Source organism: Virgibacillus xinjiangensis, from assembly GCF_042643145.1.
GTDB classification, from domain to species: domain Bacteria; phylum Bacillota; class Bacilli; order Bacillales; family Amphibacillaceae; genus Virgibacillus_O; species Virgibacillus_O xinjiangensis.
In genome coordinates this window covers 57,453-75,856 of sequence record NZ_JBHRSA010000042.1, presented here as the reverse complement: position 1 = coordinate 75,856, position 18,404 = coordinate 57,453, and the positions used below count along the sequence as shown (strand labels likewise).

Below are 18,404 nucleotides of genomic sequence, written 5' to 3'. Positions count from 1 at the left end.
TTTTCATTGGTATTTTTTTATGCTGCTTTATTATCTTCCGCTTTCTTCGTCTTACGATTGTCGATGATGGCGTAAGCAAGTGACCCGATAATCAGCAGCCAAAGCACGATAGAAATCGGACCTTTCGTGAAGAAAACCGTCAAATCTCCGCCACTCCCTTTCAAACTGTCGATGAAATACTTCTCCGCTTCCGTCCCTAAGATGAAGCCGATCAGGAACGATGGAATCTGGACACCGATTTTCGGGAAGATATATCCTAGCAGACCGAACAGCAGCAAGGTCCACACATCAAACATGACACCATTATTAATCGCATAGGAACCAACCACACAGGCTACAATGATGATCGGGAAGATGGTGTATTTCGGTATGAACACGATCTTGGCGAAGTATTTGATGGAGAAAAACATCATCGCAAACATCGCGATATTGGCGACAATCAGGGCGAAGACAATCCCGCTCCACAGATCGGGATTGGACGTAATGAACAGTGGTCCGACTTCAATCCCCTGCAGGAGGAAGGCCCCGATCAGGATAGCCGTTGTACTGTCACCCGGGATCCCTAAGGAAAGCAATGGAATCAGTGCCCCGCCGATCAGTCCGTTATTGGCGGATTCACTGGCAATCAGTCCCTCCGGCTCGCCTGTACCCAGCTTTTCCGGATTTTTCGAGAAGTTCTTGGTCTGGGAATAAGCCGTAATCGATGCAGCACTTCCGCCGACACCTGGCAGCATCCCAATAAACGTACCGAGGATGGATGAGCGGACCAGGTTGACTTTCTGTTTCCGGAACAACCTAAAGCTGAATTTATTATGATTCCCCTTCCCCTTCTTAAGGTCAATTTTCTGATGAGAAGCTGCCTTCATTCCCTCTTCGGACTCCTGCAGCAGCTGGCCGATCGCAAACAATCCGATCAGTACCGGCAGCAAGGAAAACCCGTAGACAAGCTCTTCTTCCAATCCCGGTGGCACCAGCCGCATTTCATTGTTATCCGTAAATGTACCGATCAGCGCGATGAACATCCCGAGCATGCCGCTGAAGATACCGCCGAGCAGGCTTCCCTTGGAAATGGAAGCAATCACCGTCAAAGCGAATACGATGATCAAGAACTTTTCCACGGAAGAGAAATTGATCGCAACAGATGAAAGCATCGGCGCAAAGAAATAGAGTATGGTCAGGCTGAAGAAACCGCCGATGATAGAGGCTGTGATTCCAACTTTCAACGCTTTTTCTCCTTCCCCTTTCTTCGTCATCGGGTAACCGTCAAAGGTGGTACAGAGCGAAGAAGGTGTTCCCGGAATGTTCAATAGTACTGCGGGGACAAGTCCGCCGCTGATTCCACCGACATATAGGCCGATCAGCAAGCCGATGGAGTCGATCATATCCAGGGCATATGTAAGGGGCAGAAAGATAGCGATCGCCATAGTCGCCGTCATCCCTGGAATGGCCCCCATGACAATTCCAATAAAGACTCCTAAGAAACAAAGCAGGATGGACATCGGGGTAAGTATTTCCAAGATAGGCATGGGTTTCCCCCCTTATGGTAGAGTAATATCAAACAACTGGCCGAACACGTACCAGACAACAATCGTCGTTGCCAGGGAATTAGTGATCGATATGATAATGGATTTCCTCCTGATATTTCCAATGTACAGCAGGGTAATCAGGAGCATAAAAATGATGCTTGCTGGCACGAAACCGATTCTCTCCAGGATTGCTGCATATACAACCAGTAGAACAATCGTGCCGTAGAATTTGACTTTATCGTAGTTCTCGGTGAAAAACCGGAAATGAAAGTTTGTTAATCTTCCCTCTTTCGTCCTCTTGATTAGGTTGCTCAGTAACAGGACGGCACCGATGAGGATAAGGATACTCCATATGATCCGAGGAAAAACTAAATGATAGGTACTGTAAGACATATCCAGTGTAAAGAAATCTTTCACATCCTCCACCTTCCTTCTTAGATTTGGAGGCTGCCTGTCCGGCAGCCTCCTTTCCTATATCTACTTGGCAATGTCATCAAGGTTTGGTGCATTTTCAATAATGTAGCGGAAATTCTCCCGTTTCTCCAGCAGATATTCTTCCGCTTCAGCTGCCGGCTTGTGGTTCACCACATACGTGTTTGTCTTCAAATCCTCTGCATAATCTGGATTTTCAACAACCTCTGCCACTGCGTTATCGAGTGCCTCTGCAAAGTTTGCATCCACTTCTTTCGGAAGCAGGAAGAAGAATTCCTTGTCAAAGATGAACTCCTTGCCGTTTACAGTGATGCCCTGCTCAGCAAATGTCGGTACATCAAATCCTTCTACACGTTCACCCGCTGTAATCCCGAGAAATTTCATCTTGATCTTGTCTTCCACTCCATCCTGGGTGTACTGCTTGTTCGCTCCGATGGATCCATGAATAATGTCGGCATTTCCGTCCCACAGTGCCTGATCCTTATCCTGTTGGGAACCAGTCACATAAGCGTGGATCCGATCAGAAACTTCGGTGCCGAATTCCTCTTTGATCCAGAGGTAATAACCGTCAAATACGACTTCCGATACTCCGCCGGACTCCAATGCAACGGTGATGGTTTCATCCGGATTCTCAGCCAGCCACTCAGCAGACTCAGCCATGGTGTCGTATGGTGCATCAGCCTTGGTCAAGAATGCGTTCCCTGGATTGGTTGCGACAACGGGTCCGATGGTCCAGTTCTCTAGAGCATCACTTTCATCGAAGCTTCCATACTCGACGCCCAGATAAGACATATCATGGAAGAACATGATGGTACTGCCGTCATCCTTCGCCTTCCCTAATTCATCAAACGCACGCAATGCGCCGACTGCATCCACTTTCATATTCGTGTCGAGAACTTCTTCCGTGTATCTGCTCACAGCATCTGCATTCTGGTAGGTGTCACCGCCTGTGGATGAGGAACCGATCAAGACTCGTACTCTATTCAAATCGACAGTCGCTTCATCGCCGCCTTCTGCTTCTGCTACGTCCCCTGAGGTTTCATCTGACCCAGACCCGCAAGCTGCCAGAACTGCAACAACCATCGCCGCCATCAAAACCATCCAAAACTTTTTCATCAAAACACCTCTTATCCCTGTTTATTTTTGAATATTAGGAAAACTTACGGAATAAATATCAACCTATTACTCCGCAACCCTTCATTTAAAACGCTTACATTAATAGCACTACAAAACTCTCCACAAATTCGTCGCACCCTCCTGGGGATGGAAGGGGGAGTCCCCCTTCCTCACTTTACAAATACAGTCTTGATGGAAGTGAAAAATTCCTTGGCCGCTTCCCCCTGTTCACGGGAATGGGAACTCGACTGCTTCATTCCGCCGAACGGCGCTTGCAGTTCTACGCCGGCACTTTCTGCATTGATTCTCACCAATCCCGCATCCATATCGTTGATGAAGGAGAGCATTTTCTGGATGTTGGTTGTGAAAATGGAGGCACTCAAGCCGTATTCCACGTCATTCGCAAGCTCAATGGCTTCTTCTAAATCATCCACTTTCATCAGTGCGAGCACCGGCCCGAAGATCTCCTCTTGGGCAATCGTCGCATCTGTCGCAATTTCATCAAAGACGGTCGGCGCTACGAAGTACCCCTTATCATATTCCGCGCCTGTCAAACGCTCTCCGCCAACAAGCAGCTTACCTTCTTCTTTGCCTTTTTCAATGTAAGAAAGAACCGTATTCAGTTGGGATTCACTGGCACTTGGGCCCATCCAAACGCCGTCCTGCAGCCCGTCGCCAACTTGGATTTCCTTCACTTTGGCTACAAGCTTTTCCCTGAATTCATCATAGACATCACTCTGAACGATCACACGGCTTGTTGCCGTGCATTTCTGGCCGGTTGAACGGAGTCCCCCGCTGATGGTTGCTTCTACCGCAAGGTCCAGATCAGCATCTGCTGCCACGATGACCGGGTTTTTTCCGCCCATTTCCAGCTGGTACTTAGCACCACGTTTAAGAGCCGTCTGGCCGATATTCTTTCCGACCGTATTGGACCCGGTAAATGTGATTCCGTTGATGTCCGGATGTTCAGCAATTCCCTGTCCGATGACAGACCCAGGACCTGTTACCATATTCACCACACCATTAGGCAGTCCTGCCTCCTCGAAACATTCGAAGACCTTGGCACAGGTCACGGCTGCTTCTGTGGCCGGCTTGAGAACCACAGTGTTTCCGTAAACCAAGGCGGGGGCTGTTTTCCAGATAGGGATGGCCACTGGGAAATTCCATGGTGTAATCACACCCACGACACCCAGCGGCGCCCTCGTGGTGAACATTAATGCCTCACTGTCAGAGGATGGGATCACATCCCCGACCTTTCTCATGCCTTCTCCTGCATAATAGCGGAGAATGGCTACGCCACGAGCAGTTTCCCCTTTCGCTTCCGGCAAAGTTTTTCCCATTTCCCGGGTCATGCACTCCGCCACTTCCTCTAGGCGGCTCTCCAGAATATCAGCAGCTTTATACAGATATTGGCCGCGCTCTGCACCCGATAGATTCTTCCATCCCTTTTTGGCGGCTTTGGCTGCTGCCACCGCTTTATCCAGATCCTCCTTCGACGACTTTTGGACCTGTCCAACTACATCCTCGGTATTGGCAGGGTTTGTTCGGGTGATCACTTCGTTTGTGTCCGATACCACCCAATCCCCGTTTATGTAGTTAGAAAATTTATTGGTTGTTTCTGTTTGTACTGCCATGGATAAATTCCCTCCAAATAAAGATTAAATTGATAGATTCTCAGATTCTAGATGGTCACTTTCCTGTTTGGCGGATACTTTTGAAGAGCGGACTTTAGAACTTGCTTTAATTCCTCATAATGCTCCTTCTCCACAGGGACGACAGGCGGCCTTACCGTATTGGTGACAGGCAATCCGACTATTTCCATCCCCGCTTTGATCAAAGCAACCGCATAGCCTTTTCTCTTCCGACGGATCGCATTGATTGGCAGGATGACATCTTCATAGATTTCATTGACCGTCTGTTGGTCGCCGTCCAATAGAGCATTATAGAACTTCCTGGAAATATGCGGGATATAGTTGGAAATGGCGGATGAATAACAGTTGTACCCGAGTGGCACGTAAGCCGGCATCGTCACTTCCGCCATCGGCATCCCGTTCAGCCATCCCAAGCGGTTGCCGATTTTCTGTGTGAGTTCAATATTCAATTCCATATTGCCGACCCCGTCTTTGAGGCCGACTACTTGTGGAAATTGAGTCAGTCTCTCAACTGTTTCCGCTTTCATAATAGCGTTCGCGCGCTGATAGACAATCGCATTGAGATCTGTGCTAGTAACAATGGCTTTATAATACTCATAGATTCCTTCCTGCTCTCCCTCAATCAGGTAAGGCGGAAGAATAAGGTAACCATCCGCACCATGCTTTTCCGATATTTTGGCCCGTTCAATGGCTTCTGTAAGATTGCCTCCCACACCGGTATAGAGGGGAACCTTTCCATTGACCACCGATTTGGCAAGCTCGACCATCTCTTCAAATTCTTCCCTGCCAAGGTTATGGAATTCACCCGCTCCACAGGCAATGAAAATGGACTCCAATCCCTCTTCCAGCAAAAATTCAATATTTGCAGTAAGTGCTTGCTTATCAATGGCACCGCTTTCATTTAATGGAGCAACAGGAAATCCCGAGATTCCTGTAGGGGCTTGTCTATTCGTCATTCTACCAAATCCTTCCCATCTTCAATTTCTCTCTTCTGCAGAGGACGGATCAATCTGTTTCTCGCATGATCCAGATGCCGGTACATGCTCGCATACGCTTCAATCGGATCCCGCTTCTTGAGCGCATGGAAGATATCCTTATGGTGCTGAACAGTCTTCTCTTTATTCCGATCCTTCACCGCAATGTTCTCCATCGTCTTGTCATACATATTGAGCAGTGCGTCAATCATCCCTTCCGTAATGGAGTTGCTGGCACTGAAGGCAATAATCCGGTGGAATTCCCGGTCAATTTCTAAATAATCACCCTCTGCCGCTTCCATTTGGGCAATGTTCTCCTCCAGCTTCCTCAATTCCAGTTCGGAGATTTTCTCTGCTGCAAGGCCAACCAGACCTAATTCCTGGGTGAGACGTGTTTCAATAATCGTATCAATATCGCCTGCTGATAATGCCAGCATGAGGCGATGAGGCTCACTGCCGACTTCTTCTGAAAAGAAGGTGCCTTCCCTCGTTTTGCGGTGTATGACCCCCAACGTTTCCAAAGAACTTAATGCTTCTCGCAAAATCGGCCTGCTGACAGACAGCATTTCCATCAGTTCCATTTCCGGCGGCAGTTTATCTCCTGCCTTCAGTTGCCCATCCATCAATAGATCAATAATCTGCTCGATCACCTGATGTGAAAGCGTATTGCGTTTCACCGACTTCATCTTGATAGGTTCCACTCTCCTACTCACACGTCCGCCCTCCTTTCCGTTCATTGATGTTTGTTTGTCTGACAATTAGAATTATAAGACAACTCTGTCATCAAGTCAACGATTTTTTGTAAAATAGTTTTATTGTCTGACAAATAAAATATGAAATTATGAATCAGCACAGATTTTCAAGCATTGGTGAAAGCAATCCCTCAGGCCTCGGCACCTCTCACTCAGGCCGTAGCTCCTCCCACTCAGGCCACGCACACGCCCACTCAGGCCGCAGCACCGCCCACTCGGGCCACGCACACTCGCTCACCGCTCACCCCAATCAAAAAAAACAGCCCGCCACAAGGCAGGCTGTCCCAATCCATCATTTCCTCCATTGATCCACGAACACGTCAACATCCAATTGATACAATTCCTCTTTCTCTTGAAACAATTCTGCTAACCCCGCAGTTGCCTCTTCATTAAACTGTTTCGCCACATTGTCTTCAAATTTCTTGTAAAGCAATGGACGGCCTTCTTCCCTGCGGAAGCGGTGGCCGACTGGGTATTCCCTTTCCACCTTCTGTGTGGTGCTGCCGTCTTTGAACTTCACTTGGACCGCGTTGGCGATGGAACGTTTCGCCGGATCCAGGTAGTCCTGGGAATACTGCAGGTTCTCGCGGACGACCATTTTATTGCGCAGTTCATCCACCAATGGATTTTCTGCAATCTCGTCCTCGTAATGGTCGGCTATGATATTCCCATATATCAAACCGATCGCTGTAATGTACTGTAGGCTGTGATCCCGGTCGGCAGGATTTTTCAATGGTCCCTGCTTGTCGATGATGCGGACGGCCGATTCATGGGTATCGATGGTGATTTCGTCAATCTCGTCCCACTTGTCCGCTACTTCCTGATGCAATTCAAACGCACATTCTGCGGCGGTTTGGGCATGGTATTCGGCCGGGAAGGAAATTTTGAACAGGATATGCTTCATGACATAGTCATCCAGATCGCGGGCCAATGTCAGGCTTTTGCCATCCATCACGACATCTTCGAACCCCCATTGTGGTGCAGACAATGCGGTCGGATAGCCCATCTCCCCTTTCAATGACAGGAAGGCCAACCAGACGCCCCGGCTGGTGGCATCACCGGCTGCCCAGGATTTCCTGGAGCCGGCATTAGGATAATGCCGGTAAGTCCGGAGGCTGCCATTATCGATCCAGGCATTGGATACCGCATTGACCACCTGCTCCTTCGTGCCGCCGAGCATGGCAGCAGCTACTGCTGTTGTTGCTACTTTGACGAACAGGACATGGTCGAGCCCTTCCCGGTTCAGACTGTTGTCCAACGCAAGCACACCCTGTATTTCATGGGCTTTTATTGCCGCTTGCAGGACATCCTTTACCGTCAGGGGATTTTTCCCTTCCCTTTTGTATTTCCTGCTTAAATAATCGGCGACCGAAAGGATTCCTCCCAAATTATCGGACGGATGTCCCCATTCCCTGGCAAGCCAGCAATCATTATAATCCAGCCAGCGAATCAATGTGCCGAGGTTGAATGCCGCCTGTACCGGGTCCAGATAATAGTCCGTCCCAGGTACATAGCTGCCCTCGCTCGGTTGACCAGGAACGACCGGTCCCAAGAGCTTGGTGCATGCCGGATATTGGAGGGACAGCATGGCACATCCCAAGCTGTCCATCAATACTTCGGCAGCAACCTCCATCGACTCTTCATCACCTACATCTGTCTGCAGTGCATAATCAGCGATCTGTTCGATGACCGCATCCACTTGCTGATCCATCAGTTTCATTGGTATCCCCCTTTAGCCCTGGTCGGGGAGTACGGTTTTGGCAATGGTTTCATCCAACTGCTCATACTCCTCCAGGTGAATGGTTTCGTAAAGCTCTTCCCTCGTCTGCATGTCATCCAGAATTTCCTTCTGCGTCCCTTTCTGCACAATTTCATTAAAGGCGCGTTCATAGGCTTTCGCAGCCACTCGCAAGGATGTGACCGGATAGATCACCATCGAATAGCCCATCTCCTGGAATTCCGATGCCGTGAAGTACGGGGTCTTCCCGAATTCGGTCATGTTCGCGAGGAGCGGTGCGTCAATAGCATCGGATGCCGTGGTGAATTCTTCCTGGTTGATCATCGCTTCCGGGAAGATGGCGTCCGCTCCTGCTTCTGCATAGGCTTTTGCCCGTTCCATTGCCTTGTCCATTCCTTCCACCCCATGGGCATCGGTCCTGGCGATAAGCACGAGGGATGGGGCAACTTTTTTCACCATTTTTATCTTCTCTACCATTTCTTGCGTGGAAATCAGCTGTTTCCCATTCAAATGCCCGCATTTCTTCGGTATCTTTTGGTCTTCCATCTGGATGGCAGCCACTCTCGCCTCCAGCATTTCACTGACCGTCCTGGCGACATTCAATGGACCGCCAAAGCCGTTGTCCACGTCGACGAGCAGCGGCAGATTGGTTGCCCGGACAATCTCATTGGCACGGTCGGCAACTTCTGTCGAGTTCAAAAGTCCGATATCCGGAATCCCCTTGCTCGCTGTTAAAGCGGCACCTGACAGATACAATGCATGGAAGCCCACTCTCTTCCCTGCCAAGCCTGCCATGCCGTCATGGGCTCCAGCAATTTTCAATATTTCCCTGTTGTTCATTAAATCTTTAAATTCATTTGCCAATGTTTCCTGTGACTTCTGTTCAGAAATCAGCCACGTCATATGTATACCTCCTTATATCATCCATTTCCAATAGAAAAAAATACTCACAAGCACGATAGCCAGCCATCCCAGCATGGCGATGACGCCTACACGCAGCAAATCCCGCTGGCTGAAATAATTGTACGAATAACTGATCAGATGGACAGGGGATTGTGTAATCAGCAAAAATCCCGGTATGCCCATCAAGTAGACGGCCATGGCCACTTCCAAAGGACTGAACACCGCTATGTTTTCCCCCAGCATGATTGCCAAGGGAAGTGCCACCGTCAGGAACCCCAGAACATTGACGAACAGGACCCTGGCCAAGGCAGTCAACACGCAAAGCAGAATCACCACAGTCACCGGGTGAAGTCCACCCAAGGAGCTCGTGATCCATGCGGCAAAACTGCCCATCGCCCCCGTGTCGATCAGCATGTTCGACAGCATCAGGGTAGCAGCAAAAAAGATCATCATATCCCAATTGATCCCGGCCTTTGCCTCCTCCCAGTCCAGCACCCCAATAAAGGGGAACACCACCATCACCGCACCCAGCATGCCGACTTGCGGAATGGAATAACCGTGCCAGACCTGAGTCAGCCACAGCAGCAGGGTAATGGTAATAATCAGCGTCATCCTTACTTCTTTGGCACTCCAGGTTCCCAACTTCTGCTTTTGGCTGGTAAGCAAATCATTGACCATTTCCCTGTCCACCCGCTCCGCCGGAAAGACCGACTGGAACAGGAACCACAGCAGGAGCACGAACAACCCCATGGGGAAACTGAAATAAAGCAGCCAGTTGGTATAGCTCATCGAATCAGACACCGAAGAAAACATGCCGAATGCATAGATCGTCGAACTCGCCCCTGTCGGAACAAAGGCAGCCGATACGGCACTGACATAGGCCACACCGATAAAAAAGGATTTTCCCAGATTGGTCGTCGGCTGGATGGCCTTCAGTTCTACCAACAGGCGATCCAGAATATCACTGGTCAATTTTCCTTTGCCGATATTGGAAGGAATGAACACCGTCAGCACAAACATCATGAAAAAGGACAGGAAGATCAATAGTCTCCCCGACCCTTTTGCCAAGTTCAAAATGGATAAAGCCACCCTGCTGGCCAAGCCGGTGCTCACAAAGGCATGGGCCAGAATGAAGGTCGAGAACAACAGCCATACCAGACTGGATCCCAAATAACTTAATGCATCTTCATAGGATGTCAGGTGGAAAGATAAAATCACAATAAGTATTAAAGAACTGAATGCCAGAGGGAACACCCGGCCGATCCAAAGGATTTGGATAATCAGTAGTGTTCCCCCTGCTTTCACCTCCGGACTCCAATCTGCGCCCACCCAGAAAAATAGAAGGTAGAGGGCTGCAGACAGGCCCAGCAGTATCTGTTTTTTCATCTATGTCCCTCCCTGGTAACGAAAGGGCGCGCTATGCTCTTCCTTGTTTTTTATTTTTCACCCAGCCGATGATGAACGGATAGGCAATCGACAGAACGGTCAAAATCAATAATGAGATGGTTATCGGTGAAGCAAACAGGACATTCAGGAAGTTGTCATGGGCGACAATACTCTTCCGGAAGTTCTGTTCCATATCCGATCCCACGATGACTGCGAGGATCAATGGTGCAATCGGGAACTTCAGAAGCTTCATGACCAAACCGATGATGCCGAAAATGACCAAAATGTAGAAATCGATAACGCTATAGCTTAATGTATAGGTTCCGATGAACGCCAGCACAAGAATCAATGGATAAAGAATCTTCGGCGGCGTATCCAAAATCCTGACCAACAGTCCGATCATTACAATATTGATCAAGACGAGGAACAGGTTGCCGATGAACATACTATTGACCAGCGTCCACACGGTCTCCGGATTGTTCTCGAACAACAGTGGTCCCGGCTGCAGACCAAGCATGATCAAGGCACCCAGAATGACTGCCGTCGTACCTGAACCAGGAATCCCCATGGTCAGCAACGGTATGAAAGTACCGACAGATGCCGCGTTGTTGGAAGATTCCGGAGCGGCCACCCCTTCAATCGCTCCTTTACCGAATTTCTCCGGATGTTTGGACATCTGCTGTTCCGTCGTATAACTCAGCATCGAAGCAATCGAACCACCAGCACCAGGAAGAATACCGATCAGGAAACCGATCGGCCCTTGCCGGAGCATCGGCCATTTCGTCTGGTTCCATTGTTCTTTCGAGATTCCTTTCTTGCCTACCTTTTTCTCCTCTTTCTTGATTTCATCGATGCTCAACAGATTGTACAGCACCTCACCTACTGCATAGACCCCGATGATGACTACCAGGAAATCGATCCCTTCACTCAGCTGCGGGATATCGAAGGTGAAACGGTGCACCCCTGTCTGCAAATCGATGCCGACGGTGCTCAGCATGAGACCGATACTCATCGAAATGAACCCTTTGACCATGTTTCCCTTGGACAGGGAGACAATCGCCGACAAGGTGAACACCAGCAACAGGAAGTATTCGGCCGGTCCGAAATCAAGGGCGAACGCAGCCAGTGGTTTCGCCAACAGGATGAACCCGATGATGGCAATCGTCCCACCAATCAGTGACGCAATCGCCGAGATGGTCAGGGCTTGTCCGGCCTGTCCTTTCTGTGTCATCGGGTAACCATCGAATGTGGCGGCGATGGCTGAACCATCCCCCGGTGTATTAAGCAAAATGGAACTTCGTGAACCGCCGTACATGGCCCCGTAATAGATGGCTGCCATCAGCACGAGCGCACTGGTCGCGTCCATGCCGAATGTGATCGGTATCAGCACGGCGACCGCTGTAGCAGGACCGAGACCCGGCAGCATACCGACAACGGTCCCTAAGAATCCGCCGATAAATACCCATAACAAATTCATCGGCTGAAGGGCAGTCGTCAGACCTTCGATGAAACTTTGTAGATCCACCCCCATCATTCTCTCTCCTTTCTATGGCAAACTTACATTGAGTAATTCGGAAAATGAGTACCAGGAAATGACGGAAAACAGCACCGCGATGATAATATTTTTCAGCCACGGCTTTGTTCCGTTTACAATGAATAGCAATCCTCCAAGGAAAATGACTGTGGAGAATAAGAAGCCGATCCGTTCAAAGAGGAACGTATAGATAAAAATCATGATCAGCGTGGTAATGATAAGGAAAGGACTCCTTCCTTTAAAAAGAACCTTGAATGGAGAAAAATCCTCGTTCCGCTTTTTCCACTCCTGGATGAAATAGATGATACTGAACACCAGCAACACCGCACCGATCAGTAGTGGAAAGTATAGCGGCCCATTCGGATCCCCTACACGCGAGCGCGTCATGCCAAACGTGAGAATCAGATAAACGACTCCCAGTATGATGAAAAATGAGGGCACAATAAATCTGGCCATCATCATCCCTCCCAATAACTATGATGGGGAGTTGTTCTGGAGGACAACTCCCCTTGAATGATTAGTCTGTCAAACCTGCTTGCTGCAGCAGTTCATCGTACTGCTCTGTCTGTTCTGCCAAGAACTCTTTGGATTCCTGGCTGTTATGATAGAATGGCTCCCAGTCATTATTTTCCATGACACTCTTCCAGCCATCTGTTTCTACCATGGTACTGATCTTGTCATCCCAGTAGGCGATCTCCTCTTCGGTCATGTCAGGAGGACCCATTACACCTCTCCAGTGCGGGAAGACCATGTCCACGCCTTGTTCCTGCCAGGTGCTTACTTCTTCCAGACCTTCTACCCTCTCTTCAGAGCTCACGGCCACTACTTTCAGTTCTCCAGCCAAATGCTGTTCTTTGGATTCGGATACGGACATGGTAGCGACATCCACATGGCCGCCGAGAAGAGCAGTCAGCAGGTCGCCGCCGCTTTCATAGATCATGAATTCCACTTGGGATACATCCACCCCGAATTCATGGGCAGCCTGTACAAAGGACAGGTGGTCATTGTTTCCAAGACTTGGAGCCACACCGATTTTCAGGGAAGTAGGGTCTTCCTTCAAGTCTTCCATGATCTGTGCCCCTGTGTCATACGAAGAATCCGGCGAAACGGCAACAGAAATCCACTCCGTACTCAGAATTCCCAATGGCGTAAAATCTTCAAAAGTCAAATCACTTTGGCCCAACAGGTTATTGGTGATAACCAAACTGGAATTGATGGAGATCGTATGGGCATCCTGGCTCTTCAGGTACTGCCAGCCTACTTCTCCTCCACCTCCCGGCTTATTGGCTACATTGATGTTGGCATCGATCAATCCTTCATCATCAAAAATCTTCTGCATCGCTCTGGCTGTGGCATCCCAGCCGCCTCCAGGTGTTGCTGGTGCGATGATTTCAATATTCCCATCCGGGAAATCCTCGGCAGATCCGCTGCTTTGATCGGAACAGCCGACAATAAAGACCATAAGTATAACGAGCAATATTCCTACGTATTTCTTCATGCTTGTACTCCTCCTATCGTAGATTTTGGTGACTGCGTAAATAATAAACTGAATTTTTCTTTATGTATACGTTTTCATCATATACTAAATATTGAAGGTAAAATAATTTTTGTTCATTTTGTTCACGGAGTGGCTACAGGGATATACCTGCGCTCCGGCCGGCCGATGACCCCATACTCCTGTTCCACTTTGGCTTCTCCCTCCTGGACCAGGTATTCCAGATAGCGGCGGGCAGTCGGCCTGGAGGAGCCGATCTGCTTCCCCATTTCATCTGCCGACCATGATCGACCCTCCTGATCGATGATGTCGCGCACCTTACCCAATGTCACTTTGTCTATCCCTTTCGGAAGCGATTCCTCTTCCTGTTGCTTCATTGGCACAGAGGAAGACAGGAGCTGATCGACGGTTTCCTGATCGATATGCTCCTTACCTTCCAACAGATCTCTCTGCTTTTGATAGTCATCAATCACTGTCCGGAACCGCTCCATGCTGACAGGTTTGATCAGATAATTGGTAATCCCTTGACGCAGGCTCTTCTCCAGCAGTTCCTTCTCATGTGCTGCGGTGATGATGATCACGTCCATGTCGTGATGGATCTTCCGTGCTTCCTGGATCAACTCGGTTCCAAGGTAATCCGGCAGATAGATATCCAACAACAATAGCTCTGGTCTCTTTTCTTCAATCAATGCCAGGGTCTGTTCCCCTGTCATTGCCTTGCCGACTACTTCCACTCCGTCCATTTCCGTCAAAAATTCCTCATGGATATTCGCTATCCGGAAATCATCTTCAGCGATTACGATGTTCAACATGATGGATGCCTCCTTTTGGTTGTTTTGGAAGATATACCGTGATAGTCGTACCTTCCGAGCTGGATTCTATTTCCATTCCTCCATCCAATTTCTCGAGCGCAGATTTGACATTGGCCAATCCGAATCCTCTTTTTTCCTTGCTGGTCTTCTTCTTGGTCGAATAGCCGGCCTCGAACGCGCGCTCCACCATCCCATCTTTCAACCCGCTGCCATTGTCACTGATTTCAAAAATGATATCCTCACCGAGATCGGTCGCAGCAAAAGATACACGGGCATCCGGCTTGGATGTCACCTCTTCCACCGCATTATCGATCAAGTTGCCGAGGATGATCATCAGGTCGCTGATTTCAATATGGGGCGGTAGAGGATAGAGATAGCTGTCCGGGTCGATCACGAAATCCACCTTCTTTTCTGACGCCCGGCCGGTCTTTCCGATCAAAATCGCCTGTACATTGGTATCCTCTATATGTTCAAAAATGTTCCGGTTTATCTGGTCCATGCTGCTGATCTCTTGGTTGATGACCTTCAGCACATCGTCATATTTCCCCAGCTGCAGCATGCCATAGATGAGATGCATCTTATTGGAATATTCATGGGTCTGGGCACGCAGGTCATCGGAATATCTCCGTACCTCCGACAGCATATGCAGCATCTCGGTAATCTCCGTCTTATCCCGGAGGGTGGCGACCAACCCCGTGACCTGATCATTGGTCAGGATCGGAACGAGATTTACGATGAACGGTTTGTTATGGATGAAGAGTTCCTGGTTCACCATGCCCTGCTTTCTGTCATACACCTGCTGGTAATCGAGACCAGGCAATAAGGAAGCAATCGGCTCACCGACAGAAAACCCCTTCTGCGGGAACAGCTGTCTCGCCGATCGGTTGATCAGGTTCACCTTCCCCTCCTCATCCGCAGCGATCACCCCTTCATTCAGAGACGCAAGCAGGGTGTCCCTGCTTTTATACATTTTAGCGATCTCACGCGGTTCATAGCCGAGGGACTCCTTCCGGATATGGCGTGCCAATAGATACCCAAGCACCGCCCCGATCAAGATGACAACGAGGGAAAAATAGAGAATGCCTTCGATCCGTTCATGGATCAGGCTCCATATCTCCTCCTTCACATAACCGACCGTGGCCACCCCCAAGACGTTTCCGCTCTCTGACATGATCGGCGCAATCCCTACAATGGAAGTGTCGATGAACTCATTCGATTCCATTCGATAGTAGCCGCCAAACACCCGCGCCTTGTAGCCATCTTTGAATCTATGTATGTCCCCTATTTTTTCTGGATCCGGATGGGTCAGAATCCTGCCGTCCTTATCTTGGATAATGATGAAATCGGCTTCATTTTCCATACTGAATTGATCGGTCAGAAACTGCAGGGATGCGGCAGCCTCCCCATCTTCCAACGCTTCCTTCACCGATGGCAGCAACGCTACCGTCCGCGCGGTCTGCATGCTCAGCTTATATTTATTGGAAAAGATCTGATGGATGTTCGAAGATGCTAAGAAACCCGACAGAATCAGAATCAACAGGATGATCACACTTAACAACAGCCCCGTAATTTTGGTTTGTAATGATACATGTTTCAATCGCTCCAGCAAAGAAGCACCCCCTCCGGCTGCAATGAGGACTATTCTCACTATTCAGCATAGGTCCTCAATGTCATCTATTCTTACATTTTAGCATAGCCGTCAATTTGTGGGATGTGTGGGTGTGTTTTGGGGGGGCGTGTGTGGCCTGAGTGAGTGGGGGTGTGGCACGAGTGAGCGGGTGTGCGGCACGAGTGAGTGGGTGTGCGGCACGAGTGAGTGGGTGCGGGGCCCGAGTGAGTGGGTGTGCGGCCCGAGTGGTGCGGGGCGGGGCACGAGTGAGTGGGTGCGGGGCCCGAGTGAGTGGGTGTGCGGCCCGAGTGGTGCGGGGCGCGGCCCGAGTGAGTGGGTGTGCGGCACGAGTGGTGCGTGCTGGCGCCCAAGTGAGTGGGGCCCTCGCCCAAGTTCACCACAAATGATTGACGATAAAATAGGGTGAGTGATACCATGTAAGATAGAAAGGTCGTTCTACCTAACAAAAGGAAGGATATAACAATATGGTTCAATCGAAAAAGAGAGATACATTACTGAAAGTTGCGGAACAGTTATTTTATGAACATGGATTTCGTGGAGTAGGGTTGAAGCAGATTATCAGCGAAGCGAATGTCGCCACCATGACACTTTATAATCATTTCTCCTCCAAGGACAATCTGGTCGAAGAGGTGCTCCGGCAGCGGGAAGAACGCTACTGGTCTTATTTGGATGCCCATGTGGAAATGGATTCCGATTCACCGTTCATTCTTGCTGTGGAAGCACATGGTCGCTGGCTGAAGGAACAGTCCTATAAAGGGGATATGTTTTTGCGGGCGATCGAGGATTATGCGGGAACAGATAATGAGATTGAAAACATTGCAAGAGGACATAAAAAGAGATTGCTTGAATACTTCCAACTGCTTGCCCAAAGGAAAGGGAAAGAAAACGAACGTGATTTTGCGAACCAAATTACACTGCTGCTCGAAGGTACCACTTCCATGACGACATTGATTGGCGCTGAGAAGGCAACAGAATATTCCATTGCGATGGCACGGACCCTTGTCCGTCATACATCGTAATTTTTTTACCCCTAAACTAGAAAGGTCGTTCTATATAATTTTAAAGTGAGGATGGGTATGATGAAATTTTCAACGTTGGTATTGCCTGGAGTCGCGATGATTGCTGCCACTTATGGTCTGGCGAGGTTCAGTTTCGGATTGCTCCTTCCTGGAATCAGTGAATCCCTTGATATGTCGGAGTCTGTATCCGGGGTGATCTCTTCGTTGTTTTACTTGGCCTATTGCTTCACGATCATCCTGTCTACGGTCATTACGACGAGAGAAGGCCCCAGAAGGATGGTCACGGCTGCAGGGCTATCTGCTTTAGCCGGAATGCTGCTGATGTCCATGGCTCCCCATGCATGGGTGCTCGCGTTAGGAGTGCTACTTGCCGGAGGAAGCACGGGGCTTGTCTCTCCGCCCTATGGCGCAGCGATTTCTCTTTGGATCAAGGAGGAACGGCAAGGGAAGGCGAACACATGGATCAATTCTGGGACAAGTTTGGGGATTGTCCTTTCTGGAGTAGGGGCGATGCTGTTGTTGGAGAATTGGAGGTTGACCTATGGCATCTATGCTGTTTTGACCCTACTCGTGGTAATCTGGAATTTCCGCGCCATGCCAAGGCGAAGGTCTGGGTCGAAGGTGAGGATGGAAAAAGGGAGCCTGTCGATACAGGGAGTGAAGGGAGCCATCCCTTTGATCATCGCCTCCCTTTTCCTCGGCATTTCCACTGCTGCGTACTGGGCGTTTTCCCGGTCTTTTATCGACGTGGCTGGCAACTATAGTGACTGGCAGCTTTCTGGATTTTGGGTGACAATCGGACTGTTCGGTGTGCTAGGAGGCTTTTCCGGGTTTTTGATTGAGAAGAGAGGCCTGTCTTTCACTTACAAGGTAGGGAGTTTGTCGGTTGCAATTGCTCCGATCCTATTGGCTGCTGCATCAGGCAGTTGGCTCCTGTCTTATGTATCGGCTGGGATTTTTGGTGGTGCGTACATCTTCTTGACCGGAGTCCTCCTTGTCTGGGGAATCCGCGTATTCCTGACGAATGCCTCCTTAGGGATCGGCATTCCATTTCTCCTTTTGGCAGTGGGCCAGGTGGTAGGTTCCGTACTCGCAGGGTGGTTCATCGAGGAGTTGGGCTATGCCACGACCTTCATCCTTTATGGATTGGTCGGCATGATGGCTGTTGTGATGGGGCCGAAGAAATTTGCTGGATAGCCGCGGGTGGGCAAGGATCTTTAGAGGGAGGATTCCATACAGCACGATTACGAAAAAAATAAGCTGTGGATTGCCATCTTCCGAGCAAACTCTCTCGATAGCAGATCTATTACAATAGGAAAAACTGACTTTTTGCCACTGTATCTCCATAAAATTTCTCTGTCAGATTTCCTCCCAACATAATATTCAATCAATTCAGACCATGCTATCGTTAAATTAACATTTAAACGAGGAGGGT

General features: G+C 49.3%; 16 protein-coding genes. 2 read left to right on the top strand and 14 right to left on the bottom strand.

Annotation, left to right across the window (positions count from 1 at the left end; all coding sequences use genetic code 11):
- Window positions 1-17 precede the first annotated feature (17 nt).
- The 14 genes from ACFOGI_RS10940 to ACFOGI_RS10875 form a co-directional block, all read right to left on the bottom strand.
- The gene (locus ACFOGI_RS10940) at window positions 18-1,526 is read right to left on the bottom strand and encodes a tripartite tricarboxylate transporter permease (protein ID WP_390272313.1); all 1,509 of its coding nucleotides are present in this window, start codon (window positions 1,524-1,526) and stop codon (window positions 18-20) included.
- 12 nt (window positions 1,527-1,538) lie between these two features.
- Entirely contained in the window at window positions 1,539-1,943 is a 405-nt protein-coding gene (locus ACFOGI_RS10935; RefSeq protein ID WP_390272311.1) for a tripartite tricarboxylate transporter TctB family protein, read from the bottom strand.
- Between the two features lie 60 nt (window positions 1,944-2,003).
- Complete coding sequence (locus ACFOGI_RS10930; RefSeq protein ID WP_390272309.1) at window positions 2,004-3,074, bottom strand: tripartite tricarboxylate transporter substrate-binding protein; 1,071 nt, start codon at window positions 3,072-3,074, stop codon at window positions 2,004-2,006.
- Between the two features lie 170 nt (window positions 3,075-3,244).
- Window positions 3,245-4,708 (bottom strand): alpha-ketoglutaric semialdehyde dehydrogenase GucD, encoded by a 1,464-nt coding sequence (gene gucD, locus ACFOGI_RS10925; protein ID WP_390272307.1) that lies wholly within the window; start codon window positions 4,706-4,708, stop codon window positions 3,245-3,247.
- Between the two features lie 47 nt (window positions 4,709-4,755).
- Entirely contained in the window at window positions 4,756-5,682 is a 927-nt protein-coding gene (gene kdgD, locus ACFOGI_RS10920; RefSeq protein WP_390272304.1) for a 5-dehydro-4-deoxyglucarate dehydratase, read from the bottom strand.
- The gene (locus tag ACFOGI_RS10915; protein ID WP_390272302.1) at window positions 5,679-6,413 is read right to left on the bottom strand and encodes a FadR/GntR family transcriptional regulator; all 735 of its coding nucleotides are present in this window, start codon (window positions 6,411-6,413) and stop codon (window positions 5,679-5,681) included. The genes kdgD and ACFOGI_RS10915 overlap by 4 nt, the downstream gene beginning before the upstream one ends.
- A 331-nt stretch (window positions 6,414-6,744) precedes the next feature.
- Complete coding sequence (locus ACFOGI_RS10910) at window positions 6,745-8,172, bottom strand: bifunctional 2-methylcitrate dehydratase/aconitate hydratase (protein WP_390272301.1); 1,428 nt, start codon at window positions 8,170-8,172, stop codon at window positions 6,745-6,747.
- Between the two features lie 12 nt (window positions 8,173-8,184).
- Window positions 8,185-9,093 carry a methylisocitrate lyase gene (prpB, locus tag ACFOGI_RS10905; RefSeq protein ID WP_390272299.1) on the bottom strand — a complete coding sequence of 303 codons (909 nt, stop codon included), beginning with the start codon at window positions 9,091-9,093 and terminating at the stop codon, window positions 8,185-8,187.
- A gap of 12 nt (window positions 9,094-9,105) precedes the next feature.
- A complete protein-coding gene (locus ACFOGI_RS10900) occupies window positions 9,106-10,479 on the bottom strand; it encodes an SLC13 family permease (RefSeq protein ID WP_390272296.1) in 1,374 nt (457 codons plus the stop codon).
- A gap of 31 nt (window positions 10,480-10,510) precedes the next feature.
- Entirely contained in the window at window positions 10,511-12,010 is a 1,500-nt protein-coding gene (locus tag ACFOGI_RS10895; protein WP_390272294.1) for a tripartite tricarboxylate transporter permease, read from the bottom strand.
- Between the two features lie 15 nt (window positions 12,011-12,025).
- Window positions 12,026-12,469 (bottom strand): tripartite tricarboxylate transporter TctB family protein, encoded by a 444-nt coding sequence (locus ACFOGI_RS10890; protein ID WP_390272292.1) that lies wholly within the window; start codon window positions 12,467-12,469, stop codon window positions 12,026-12,028.
- 61 nt (window positions 12,470-12,530) lie between these two features.
- On the bottom strand, window positions 12,531-13,511 hold the full coding sequence (locus tag ACFOGI_RS10885; RefSeq protein ID WP_390272291.1) for a tripartite tricarboxylate transporter substrate binding protein: 981 nt from the start codon (window positions 13,509-13,511) through the stop codon (window positions 12,531-12,533).
- A 122-nt stretch (window positions 13,512-13,633) separates the two neighbouring features.
- Entirely contained in the window at window positions 13,634-14,320 is a 687-nt protein-coding gene (locus ACFOGI_RS10880; RefSeq protein WP_390272289.1) for a response regulator, read from the bottom strand.
- Entirely contained in the window at window positions 14,298-15,929 is a 1,632-nt protein-coding gene (locus tag ACFOGI_RS10875; protein WP_390272287.1) for an ATP-binding protein, read from the bottom strand. The genes ACFOGI_RS10880 and ACFOGI_RS10875 overlap by 23 nt, the downstream gene beginning before the upstream one ends.
- A gap of 485 nt (window positions 15,930-16,414) precedes the next feature.
- Here ACFOGI_RS10875 and ACFOGI_RS10870 point away from each other — a divergent pair, with 485 nt between their 5' ends.
- Window positions 16,415-16,969 carry a TetR/AcrR family transcriptional regulator gene (locus ACFOGI_RS10870; protein ID WP_390272285.1) on the top strand — a complete coding sequence of 185 codons (555 nt, stop codon included), beginning with the start codon at window positions 16,415-16,417 and terminating at the stop codon, window positions 16,967-16,969.
- 60 nt (window positions 16,970-17,029) lie between these two features.
- Window positions 17,030-18,166, top strand: coding sequence for an MFS transporter (locus ACFOGI_RS10865; RefSeq protein ID WP_390272283.1), 1,137 nt, complete (start codon window positions 17,030-17,032; stop codon window positions 18,164-18,166).
- The last annotated feature ends 238 nt before the right edge of the window (window positions 18,167-18,404 follow it).

Coding starts and splice junctions, on each gene's coding strand:
- ACFOGI_RS10940 (WP_390272313.1), bottom strand. CDS start 1,526: ATGCCTATCTTGGAAATACTTACCCCGATGTCCATCCTGCTTTGTTTC.
- ACFOGI_RS10930 (WP_390272309.1), bottom strand. CDS start 3,074: ATGAAAAAGTTTTGGATGGTTTTGATGGCGGCGATGGTTGTTGCAGTT.
- gucD (WP_390272307.1), bottom strand. CDS start 4,708: ATGGCAGTACAAACAGAAACAACCAATAAATTTTCTAACTACATAAAC.
- kdgD (WP_390272304.1), bottom strand. CDS start 5,682: ATGACGAATAGACAAGCCCCTACAGGAATCTCGGGATTTCCTGTTGCT.
- ACFOGI_RS10910 (WP_390272301.1), bottom strand. CDS start 8,172: ATGAAACTGATGGATCAGCAAGTGGATGCGGTCATCGAACAGATCGCT.
- prpB (WP_390272299.1), bottom strand. CDS start 9,093: ATGACGTGGCTGATTTCTGAACAGAAGTCACAGGAAACATTGGCAAAT.
- ACFOGI_RS10900 (WP_390272296.1), bottom strand. CDS start 10,479: ATGAAAAAACAGATACTGCTGGGCCTGTCTGCAGCCCTCTACCTTCTA.
- ACFOGI_RS10895 (WP_390272294.1), bottom strand. CDS start 12,010: ATGGGGGTGGATCTACAAAGTTTCATCGAAGGTCTGACGACTGCCCTT.
- ACFOGI_RS10890 (WP_390272292.1), bottom strand. CDS start 12,469: ATGGCCAGATTTATTGTGCCCTCATTTTTCATCATACTGGGAGTCGTT.
- ACFOGI_RS10885 (WP_390272291.1), bottom strand. CDS start 13,511: ATGAAGAAATACGTAGGAATATTGCTCGTTATACTTATGGTCTTTATT.
- ACFOGI_RS10880 (WP_390272289.1), bottom strand. CDS start 14,320: ATGTTGAACATCGTAATCGCTGAAGATGATTTCCGGATAGCGAATATC.
- ACFOGI_RS10870 (WP_390272285.1), top strand. CDS start 16,415: ATGGTTCAATCGAAAAAGAGAGATACATTACTGAAAGTTGCGGAACAG.
- ACFOGI_RS10865 (WP_390272283.1), top strand. CDS start 17,030: ATGAAATTTTCAACGTTGGTATTGCCTGGAGTCGCGATGATTGCTGCC.